Genomic DNA, 8866 nt, shown 5'->3' with positions numbered 1-8866 from the left:
CGCGCTCCTACACGTAGGCTTTATTGGCAGGCTTCGCAGTACTCGGGATTTTCCAGTGAGCAGAACACGGCGGCTTCGGCTTGTTCCTGGGCATCGGCGACCGGCGCAGGCGCGGCGACAGCCGAACTCACCGTGGTCTTCGCGATGCGCGTGGCCGGACGCGAGCGCAGGTAATACGTCGTCTTGATGCCTGCCTTCCAGGCGTACATGTACATGGAGGACAGCTGTCCTATGTTCGGGTTTTCCATGAACAGGTTCAGCGACTGGCTCTGGTCGATGTACGCGCCGCGTGCCGCGGCAAGATCGATCAACGCCTTCTGCGGCAATTCCCAGGTGGTACGGTAGACGGCACGCAGTTCCGCGGGAATGGCGGCGATACCCTGCACCGAGCCCTCCGCGAGCTTGATCTGGTCTCGCACTTCGGCGGTCCACAGGCCCAGTGTCTTCAGTTCTTCCACGAGGTATCGGTTCACCACGAGGAAGTCGCCAGACAGCGTCTCGCGCTTGAACAGGTTCGACACCTGCGGCTCGATGCACTCGTAGCAGCCGGCGATGGAGGCGATGGTCGCCGTGGGCGCGATGGCGATCAAAAGCGAGTTGCGCAGGCCCTTCGCCCTGATCTTCTCGCGCAGTTCGGCCCAGTGCGCATCCTTGCCGGTCGGCGTCGCTGCCGGCCAGTAATCGAACTGCAATTCGCCGTTAGCCGCGCGGCTCTCCTCGAAGCCCGGATGGGCACCATCGCGCTCGGCGATCTCGTTGGACATCGACAGCGCGTGGAAGTAGATCTCCTCGGCGATGCGTGTGGACAGCGCACGCGCCTCGTCCGAATCGAACGGCAGGCGCAGCTTGAAGAAGACGTCCTGCAGGCCCATCACGCCGAGTCCGACCGGACGCCACTTCATGTTCGCCGTCTTCGCCGTGGCGATCGGATAGAAGTTGAGATCGATCACCCGGTTGAGCTGGCGCACCGCGGTGCGTACGGTCGTGGCCAGCTTGTCGTAGTCGAGTTGTCCGTCCACCATGTGGCGGGCGAGGTTGATCGAGCCGAGGTTGCACACTGCGGTTTCGTTCTCGCTGGTTACCTCGAGGATCTCGGTGCACAGGTTCGACAGGTGGATCACGTTCTGCGGCAACGCCGTCTGGTTGCTGGTCGCGTTGGAACGGTCCTTGAAGGTCATCCAGCCATTGCCTGTCTGCGCCAGCGAGCGCAGCATGCGCGCATAGAGTTCGCGCGCCTTGATTGTTTTCGCGGCAAGGCCTTCCGCTTCGGCCTTCTCATAGGCGACCTCGAAAGCGTCGCCCCAGGTGTCGACGAAATGCGGCACGATCTTCGGGTCGAACAGCGACCAGTCGCCGTCGGCCTCCACGCGGCGCATGAACAGGTCCGGCACCCAGTTGGCAAGATTGAGGTTATGCGTGCGGCGTGCGTCGTCGCCGGTGTTCTCGCGCAGTTCGAGGAATTCCTCGATGTCGGCGTGCCACGATTCCAGGTACACGCAGGCCGCGCCCTTGCGCTTGCCGCCCTGGTTCACCGCGGCCACCGACGCATCGAGCGTCTTCAGCCAGGGAACGAGGCCATTGGAATGCCCGTTAGTGCCCTTGATGAGGGAGCCGCGCGAGCGGATACGCGAATAGGCAAGCCCGATGCCGCCAGCGAACTTCGACAACTGGGCCACGTCGCCGTACTTGGCATAGATGGATTCCAGCGCGTCCTGCGGCGAATCGAGAAGGAAGCAGGAAGACAGCTGCTCGTGCGCGGTGCCGGCGTTGAACAGCGTGGGCGAGCTGGCGAGGTATTCCAGCGACGAAAGCATGCGGTACAACTCCAGCGTCTCGGCCACGTCGTTGCCGCCGAGCGCGCAGGCGATGCGCATGAAGAAGTACTGCGGCGTCTCGATGACGAAGCGCTTCGTCGGATGGCGCAGCAGGTAGCGGTCGTAGACCGTGCGCAGGCCGAAGTATTCGAAGCGGCGCGAGGCACGCATGTCGATCGCGTCGTTGAGCTTGCGTGCGTTCACCTGCACGAAATCACGCAGGCGCTCGTTGAGGATGCCCAGTTCGAAGCCGGTAGCGATCGACTGCGAGAAGGAATGGATATCCTGGCCTGATACTTCCTTGTCGACGAAGGCGGCGAGCAGGCGGGCCGCCAGCTGGCCGTATTCCGGTTCTTCGGCGGTGAGCGCCGCGGCGGTGCGGATGGAGAGCTGGTCGAGTTCCTGTGTGGTGGCGCCGTCGTAGAGGCCGCCGATCGTCTTCAGCGCCACGCGCATCGGGTCGACGGCGTAAAGCCCATCGGCGCTGCGCGTCACCGCGCGCACGATCTTGTTCACGTCGACCGCTTCCTGGCCGCTGTTGCGCTTGGTCACGCGCATCTGGCCGGGGTGGTGCGGTGGCGTCAGGGCGAAGGCGTGCGGGGCATCGTTGCGGTAGCCGGCAGCGGGCGCTTTTTGGGCAGTGAGGGTGGAGGTGGCGGCGTCGGCCGTCTCGGTGCGCTCGCGCGCGGCGGAATCCATCGTGGTCATGTGTGGCGTGCCCCAGGGCCAGGTTCAAACTCCCGTTCCCTCGGACGGGGCTCGAAGTGACGGCGACGCGGGACGGGCCGGGACGGGGCGCGTGGAAACGGCTCCCGTCCGCGACGCGCCTCCCCGCGGAAGCCGTCACTGCAATCGGCGCCGATCAGGCACCGATTGCTGGCAGGTCTTCGGACTCGTGGACGCGGCCCGAAGGCCTTGCCTACCCGTCGCTTCCCAGTCGCGGAGGACCAGTGCAATGAACGGGGTCGTTTCCACTTACCGCTGCGGGGCAGTTCCGGATTCTCACCGGATTCCCTATTAAGTCCGACGGGCAGTCGCGCCTCTCCGGACACCAGCCGGACACACGATATAGGCCTCTGATCGAGTGGTCAACACTATATCTAGTGGATCGGGCTGGAAGCTTACGCTGCGAGGGGGACCACCCGGCGTGAAGATCGCCTACACCAAGACCCCGAGGTTCCGACGATAGAATCTGCGCCCAGCCGACACACATCCCAGGGGCCGATGTCACCTTCCACCGTGCAACCCGCCGAGAACGGCGACAGAGGCGACGAACTGGCCGCCGGGTTCACCCAGGACCAGTTGCGCCAGGCGCAAAAGATGGATGCCATCGGCAAGCTCACGGGTGGCGTCGCCCACGATTTCAACAACCTGTTGCAGGTCATCAGCGGCAACCTCCAGTTGCTCGCGACCGACGTGGCCGGAAACGCCCGTGCCGAACGGCGCCTCGCCAATGCGATGGCCGGCGTCAGCCGTGGCACCAAGCTGGCGGCGCAGCTGCTGGCCTTCGGCCGGCGCCAGCCGCTGGCGCCCAAGGTGGTGAACATCGGCCGCTTCGTCCGTGACATGGACGACCTCCTGCGTCGCACGCTCGGGGAGGAGATCGAGGTGGAGACGGTAGTCGCCGGAGGGCTCTGGAACACGCTGGTCGACCCGGGGAATGTCGAAAACGCCCTGCTCAACCTGGCCATCAACGCCCGCGATGCCATGCTCGGCCGGGGCCGGCTCACCATCGAGGCCGGTAACGCCCTTCTGGATACCGTCTATGCGACCGCGCACGGCGACCTGCGTCCCGGCCAATACGTGATGATCGCGGTAACCGACACGGGTAGCGGCATCGCGCCGGACATCCTCGACCAGGTCTTCGAGCCGTTCTTCACCACCAAGCCGGAGGGGCAGGGCACGGGCCTGGGCCTGTCGATGGTTTACGGCTTCGTGAAGCAGTCCGGCGGCCACGTGAAGATATACAGTGAGCCGGGAGACGGCACCACGGTTAAGATCTACCTGCCGCGTTCGACGCAGAGCGAGGACCGTATCGTGGATATCGAGGAAGAAGACCTTCGCGGCGGCGACGAGACCATCCTCGTGGTGGAAGACGACGACGCCGTTCGCGAGACGGTCGTGGCCATGCTCGGTGACCTCGGTTACCGCGTGCTGAAGGCGCGCGATGCGGAAAGCGCCCTGTCCATCATCGAAAGCGGCATCGCCATCGACCTGCTGTTCACCGACGTGGTGATGCCCGGTCCGCTGCGCAGTCCCGAGCTCGCGCGCAAGGCCAGCGAACGCCAGCCGGGCATGGCGGTGCTGTTCACGTCGGGCTATACGGAGAACGCCATCGTCCATGGCGGTCGCCTGGACGATGGCGTCGAACTCCTCAGCAAACCTTATACGCGGGACCAGCTTGCCCGCCGCGTGCGCCATGTGCTTGCGGACAAATCCCGGAAAGCCGTTCCCACCGGGGGGTCGTCCGCGGTTGCGCCACTGCGCGCGACGAAGCCGCTCCGCGTGCTCGTGGTCGAGGACGATGCGCTGATCCGCATGTCGATCAGCGAGATGCTGGAAAGCCGCGGCCACGTGGTGTTCGAGGCCGGCGACGGCAACGAGGCCCTGCGCGTGCATGCCTCGCAGCCGATCGACGTATTGCTCGCCGACGTGGGCCTGCCCGGCATGAATGGCGTGGAAGTGGCGGCGAAGATGCGCGAGACGCAGCCGGACCTGCCCGTGCTCTACGCCACCGGTGACCACACCGCCAATGGCGTGCGGCGCGATGAGCGCACGGCAATCATCGTGAAGCCTTATGGCGTGGCGGACCTGATGGAAGCCATAGGGCGTATTGCGCGCCGGTAGGAGCGCGCCCTGCGCGCGACAGTTTTTCGCAAAGAGCAGCAGGCCCTGTGGCTCAAGGCCTCAAAAGCTGTCGCGCGCAGGCGCGCTCCTACAACGAGAATGGTCGGCTAGGGCAACATATGCCCGCCCGTCACCCCATACGTTTCGCCGGTGATGAAGCTCGCCTCCTGGCTCGCCAGCAGCACATACACCGGCGCGCACTCGACAGGCTGGCCCGGACGTCCAAGCGGCACGTTCTTGCCGAATTCCACCACTTTGTCCTGCGGCTGGCCGCCGCTGGGCTGCAGCGGGGTCCACACGGGTCCCGGAGCCACGGCATTCACGCGGATGCCTTTCTCCGCGGCCTGCTTCGCCAGCGATTTCGTGAAGGCCACGATGGCCGCCTTGGTCGGGGCGTAGTCGAGCAGGATGTCGGACGGCTCGTACGCCTGTATCGACGCGGTGTTGACGATCGCCGCGCCCGGCGGCATGTGCGGCATGGCTTCCTTGGTCAGCCAGAACAGCGCGAAGACATTCGTGCGAAAGGTGGCTTCGAACGCGGCGGTGTCCAGTTCGTCGATGGACTTCGCGAACTGCTGGCGTCCGGCGACGTTGGCCAGGATGTCGAGCCCGCCCAGCTCCTTCACCGCCCTGTCGACCAGTTCCTTGCAGAACGCCTCGTCTTTCAGGTCGCCGGGAATACCGGCGATCTTGCAGCCTTCGCCCTTCAGCAACGCGATGACTTCGTCGGCATCCTTTTGCTCCGAAGGCAGGTAATTGATGACCACGTCCGCACCCTCGCGCGCGAACGCGATGGCGGCGGCGCGGCCGATGCCGGAATCGCCGCCGGTCACCAGCGCCTTGCGCCCCTGGAGGCGGCCATTGCCTCGATAGCTGGTTTCGCCGTGGTCCGGCTTCGGCACCATTTCCTTCGCCAAGCCCGGTGCGGGCTGTGGCTGCTTGGCGAAGTCCGGCCGTGGATACTGCGTGCGCGGATCGCGCATGGCGTACGGGTCTTTGCTGGCGGCGTTTGCCATGGGAAGGTTCTCGCGTGGGGAGTGGCCTTCCTGTTTACGGAGCGGGACGTCCATGTCCCGTCCACGCCGCGTTATGTCACGAGCCCATGCCGATCATCTTCTGACCCTGCTTCAGCACCGCGTCGCACGCTTTGCGTGTGAGTTGCGACTTGAGGTCGCCGCTGTCGCCTGCACCACCGCCACCTGAAATATCCAGCGTCTTGCCGCTGCTCGATTTAAGCAGACCCTTGGCCCCTTCGAGGTAGCCCTTGTCGTGGGTGGCTGTTTCCTGCGACTTGCCGCCCAGGCTGCCGAGCAGCTTGTCCTTCACGCCCGCGGCCCCGCTCTCGCCGCCGAGGTAGTTGTTGGTCATGCAGTACTGCAGGATGCCCGCGGCGTTCCCCGCCGTCCCGGACGTGAGCGAGCTGCTGCCGCCGCCCATCAGGCCCTTGAGGCTGTCGAGTTGCGCGGCGGAGGCGGGTGTGGCGGTCACGGCGGCGGCGAGGGCGATAGCGGCGAGGAAGGTCTTCATGACATGGCTCCGGGGTTCGACGGTGGGGCAGGGATAAACCCTCGGGTGTTAGACGGATGTAAGGACCGGTCCGGCCTCGCGCTATCCTCGGGCTTGTCCCACCCGAAGCAAAGGCCGTTTCATTGCACGCACGCCGCCTTCTCGCCTGCGCACTGCTGTGCGTCGTTCCACTCGCCGACGCGGCGGTCACCGTCGACTCGCCACGCGTCGAGCACAGCGACGAACCCACTTATGTAGATGTGGCCAACCCACGTTTCTCGTGGATCGTCCACGACGACACCAACGGCATCGTGCAGACGGGTTATCGCGTCGTGGTATCCCGGCAAGGCGACGCCGTATGGGACAGCGGGTGGACCGACAGCGATCGCTCCTTCGACGTCGCCTACGGCGGACCGGCACTGGCCGCTGGCGAACGCTACGACTGGCGCGTGAACGTACGCACATCCGATGGCGACGCCACCGCCTCGTCGCGCTTCGATACCTCGCTCGACGTCGCCGGCTGGCGTGGCGCGCGCTGGATCGGCAAGGGCGACGACACGCTTCCCGCCCCGTTGTTGCGCAAGACGTTCCGGGTCGAGGGCAAGGTCGCGCGCGCCATGCTCTATGTCGCGGCCGGTGGCTACGCGAACCTCTCGATGGATGGCAAGCCTGTAAACGACGCGGTGTTGTCGCCCGGCTTCACCGATTACGATAAGCGCCTGGAAGTGGTCGCCACCGAGGTGAAGCCCGGCCCCGGCGAACATGTGCTCGGCGCCGAACTCGGTCGCGGCTTCTACGGCCTTACGAACCGTAACGTCTGGCATTGGGAGCGCGCGCCCTGGCATGGACGGCCCCGCATGCGCGTGTTGCTGCGCATGCGGTATGAGGATGGCCGCACACAGGATGTCGTCAGTGATGCAAGTTGGCAGGTGACGGACGGCCCCACGCGTCGCGACGACCTTTATGGCGGCGAGACTTTCGATGCGCGCCAGGCGACGCCCCGGGACTGGAAGCCAGCGACCGAACTCCCGGCGCCGCGCGGCAAGCTGGTCGCGCAGACGGAGCAGCCCATCCGCGTCGTCGAGACACTTGCCCCCACGGCGATAACCGAGCCGAGGCCGGGCACATACGTGTTCGCCTTTCCGCGCGTGATCGCCGGTTGGGCGAGTTTCGACGTCAGCGGTCCCGCCGGGACCACGATCATCGCGCACTATGGGGAGAAGCTGCTCCCCGATGGCACCGTCGACGCGCGCGACGAACACCATTACTTCAAGGATGGCTTCCAGACCGACCGCCTGATTCTGGCAGGCGGCAGGCTGCGCTGGCATCCTCGTTTCTCCTATAAGGGCTACCGCTACGTGCAGGTGGACGGCTGGCCGAATGGCAAGCCTGCGCCTGACGCGGTGCGCGCGCAGGTGATCCATACCGACGTCGCCGTCACCGGGCGCTTCGACAGTTCGAACGCGCTGCTCGACTGGATCCATCGCGCCACCGTCGACACCATGCTGAACAATCTGTACGGCATCCCTACCGACACGCCGATGTACGAGAAGAACGGCTGGACGGGCGACGGCATGCTGGGCGCGGACATGTTCCTGCGCAACTTCGACGCGGGGCGCCTGTTCGCGAAATGGCTGCGCGACATCGCCGATACGCGCCATGCCGACGGCGCGCCCCTGCTGATCGCGCCAAATCCCGGCTGGGGCAAGGTTCGCGCCCCCACCTGGCATTCCGCTTATGTGTTCATTCCCTGGTCGTTGTGGATGTACACGGGCGACAGGCGGCCGATCGAGGAACACATCGCGGGCATCGACCGTTATGTGGCGATGGAGGATGCGCGTTCGCCGGGTGGCATCGCCGACACTGAACTTGGCGATTGGGTAAGTCCCGAAACCGATCCCGGTGGCGAGAACGCCCCGGAGGACAAGCGTGTCGCAGCCACTGCGTACCTCTACGGCATGCAGCGAAGGACAGCCGACATGCTGCGCCTCGTCGGCAACGACACGCGCGCGACGTGGTTCGACCAGCGTGCCGACGCGGTCCGGGAAGCGTTCAACGCGCGATTCCTCGACCGCGCCGCCGCACGCTACCGAGGCGAGGGCGACAAGGGTTACCGGCAGGCGCATAACCTGCTGGCGCTGTCCTTCGGCATGGTGCCGGCGGATCTTGCCGGAAAGGTGGCGGCCGGCGTGGCCGCCGATGCAAGGGCTCGAGGCGACCACCTGGATACCGGTGCCCTGGCCACGAAAGTCATCCTGCCGGTGCTCACGGCCACTGGCCATGCTGGCGAGGCCTGGGCCATCGCGACCCAGACGACGTTCCCCAGTTGGGGTTTCTGGCGCGCCAACGGTGCCACCAGCCTGTGGGAGCATTGGAAGCTCGCGTCCCGATCCCGCGGCCACTATTTCCTCGGCACCCTCGACGATTGGCTCTATGAAGACGTCGCCGGCCTGCGCCCGCTAGAGCCGGGCTGGCGCCGTTTCGAGGTGCGCCCTTTGTTCACGGCCTTCCTCGACCGGGCCTCGGCGGCCGTGATGACCCCTTATGGCGAGGCTTCGGTGGCCTGGCGAAAGGGCAGCGGAAAGGTGGAAGCCGAGGTGGTGGTGCCCGTCGGGACCGAGGCGGTCGTCATCCTGCCGGGAGCACCGGAGCGTGTGCTGGAGTCCGGCCGGCACCGCATCTCCGCTCCCTGACCATCG

The 8866-nt window shown here is 65.8% G+C and carries 5 protein-coding genes and 1 riboswitch; of the genes, 2 read left to right on the top strand and 3 right to left on the bottom strand.

Translation table 11 applies throughout. From position 1 onward, the window contains the following. Positions 1-20 precede the first annotated feature (20 nt). A complete protein-coding gene (locus tag VGM71_RS09160) occupies positions 21-2522 on the bottom strand; it encodes a ribonucleoside-diphosphate reductase subunit alpha (protein ID WP_331544262.1) in 2502 nt (833 codons plus the stop codon). Positions 2523-2675: 153 nt separating this feature from the next. Next, a riboswitch (cobalamin riboswitch) is annotated at positions 2676-2885 on the bottom strand. 153 nt (positions 2886-3038) lie between these two features. Here VGM71_RS09160 and VGM71_RS09155 point away from each other — a divergent pair. Next, entirely contained in the window at positions 3039-4661 is a 1623-nt protein-coding gene (locus VGM71_RS09155) for a response regulator (protein ID WP_331544260.1), read from the top strand. Positions 4662-4768: 107 nt separating this feature from the next. Here VGM71_RS09155 and VGM71_RS09150 read toward each other — a convergent pair whose 3' ends face one another. Beyond that, a complete protein-coding gene (locus tag VGM71_RS09150) occupies positions 4769-5677 on the bottom strand; it encodes an SDR family oxidoreductase (RefSeq protein WP_331544272.1) in 909 nt (302 codons plus the stop codon). Between the two features lie 76 nt (positions 5678-5753). After that, positions 5754-6188, bottom strand: coding sequence for a DUF2501 domain-containing protein (locus VGM71_RS09145; RefSeq protein ID WP_331544258.1), 435 nt, complete (start codon positions 6186-6188; stop codon positions 5754-5756). 122 nt (positions 6189-6310) lie between these two features. On the opposite strand from VGM71_RS09145, the gene VGM71_RS09140 reads away from it, so the two are divergent. Then, complete coding sequence (locus VGM71_RS09140) at positions 6311-8860, top strand: family 78 glycoside hydrolase catalytic domain (RefSeq protein WP_331544255.1); 2550 nt, start codon at positions 6311-6313, stop codon at positions 8858-8860. Positions 8861-8866 lie beyond the last annotated feature (6 nt).

It is taken from the genome of Luteibacter sp. (assembly GCF_036499525.1).
In the GTDB taxonomy this organism is placed as follows: domain Bacteria; phylum Pseudomonadota; class Gammaproteobacteria; order Xanthomonadales; family Rhodanobacteraceae; genus Luteibacter.
This window is presented reverse-complemented; position numbering and strand designations above follow the sequence as displayed.